Origin of the sequence: Blautia sp. Sow4_E7, from assembly GCF_052116245.1 — a bacterium.
Lineage (GTDB): Bacteria > Bacillota > Clostridia > Lachnospirales > Lachnospiraceae > Blautia_A.
In genome coordinates, this window is sequence record NZ_JBQKLL010000109.1 from 1 (window position 1) to 1,581 (window position 1,581).

Annotated in this window: 2 protein-coding genes; both read right to left on the bottom strand. The window is 34.6% G+C overall.

Features of this window, described 5'->3' with window-relative positions:
• Nucleotides 1-77 precede the first annotated feature (77 nt).
• Nucleotides 78-848, bottom strand: coding sequence for a RhuM family protein (gene rhuM / locus ACTQ50_RS19555; protein ID WP_441485548.1), 771 nt, complete (start codon nucleotides 846-848; stop codon nucleotides 78-80).
• A gap of 77 nt (nucleotides 849-925) precedes the next feature.
• Nucleotides 926-1,444, bottom strand: coding sequence for a hypothetical protein (locus tag ACTQ50_RS19560; protein WP_441485549.1), 519 nt, complete (start codon nucleotides 1,442-1,444; stop codon nucleotides 926-928).
• Between the last annotated feature and the right edge of the window lie 137 nt (nucleotides 1,445-1,581).

Genomic DNA, 1,581 nt, shown 5'->3' on the forward strand with positions numbered 1-1,581 from the left:
GCCATAACCTATCCTCCATGATTGTAGTGAAATAGTCTAAATATCTTTCATCTACAATTATAGAGGAATCCAGAAGATTAGAAAATCCGCAGGAATATTTGGCGCTTACGTTCTTCTTTTCCTAAGTAGTTTTTTGCAATTGACACATCTGTTTTTACTATTTTACCATCCGGCGCATTTTTCCATGATTTAAGTCCCATATGTTCCTTATTATGATCAGCTCTTGCCACTATCACTTCTGCCGCTGTATTTCCATGAACTGCATAATGCATCTTATTCTGTACTGTTGCATAAAACTCTCTCGTCACCTGTGAATTCTTATCATAATCAACTGCTGTTGCATATATATCTGTGATTTTCTGGTAAAATCTTCTCACACTTGCTCTGATTTCCTGAATCTCAGCAATAAGATGCTCAAAATAATCTTCGTCGAAAATCTGTCCATTAATCAATCTGCTTTTATCAAGAACATAACCCTGCTTTGTAAATGTATCCAACACTTTGGTTGCCCATGTCCTGAACTGCGTTGCCCGTTCTGAATTAATTCGATACCCCACAGCAATAATAGCTGCTAATGAATAAAATTTATATTTGTATGTTTTTCCATTATCGGCAACTTGTGCAAAATTTGCACAAGTTGAATTTTCATCTAATTCTCCCTCTTTAAAAATATTGCTCAGATGTTTTGTAATCACACTTCTATCTACATCAAAAAGCTGTGAAATTGCTTTCTGCGTAAGCCATACATCGCCATTCTGAACCCTGACTTCTATTCCGTCTTCTCCTGCATCTCGAGTAAAAACTAGAAAATCCACAGTGCTATTTCTTATCTGTAATTCTTTGCTCATAAAAGTGTTCCTTTCTATATTCTCATGAATGTTACTCTTACATCTTATGGAATCCATATGTTTTAGTCCTATTCAGCTCAACCATTATCTCCAAATGTAATTTCCATCAATTCACTGGCTATCTCTTTACTCAGGACCCTCATAATACTGTCATCAACCTTATCCTTGGCCAAAAGATTAATATTTCCATACCAGACAACTTCCTGATCAATAACAGCAAATCGTTCACATGATTCTTCTACTGTTTTAATATAAAAACCTGATTGACGCATGTCTTCATGTAACTGCATCCAATATGCTGCATCTCCAAATCTATAGGAATCAGGTGCCCATGTTACTATTGTAATCTGAACTCCTGACATCTGTTTTTCCTTTAGAAGATTAATCAGATCATAGAATTTAGGTCCACTAATTACAGGACTTGAAATGATTATATTGTTATTCGCACCAAGTAAATCTTTATGATAATATGTACTATAATTGTCCCAATCGTATATTGCATTAACTGTCTGTTTGCCAATTTGTAAACCACAAGCAAGCTCATATCCAATCTGCTTGTATGCTTTTAAACGCTTAGCATACATATTATCAAACATTGGTATATGATTATCTACATAATCATATCAGACTGTAGACAAACTTGGTGTTGGGTGTTATGCCCAGCACCATTTTTCTTTTAAAACTTCTTTTCTTTTTATTTTTTTCAAAATCAACAAAAATCTGGCTGTGTTCC

Coding starts and splice junctions, on each gene's coding strand:
- rhuM (WP_441485548.1), bottom strand. CDS start 848: ATGAGCAAAGAATTACAGATAAGAAATAGCACTGTGGATTTTCTAGTT.
- ACTQ50_RS19560 (WP_441485549.1), bottom strand. CDS start 1,444: ATGTTTGATAATATGTATGCTAAGCGTTTAAAAGCATACAAGCAGATT.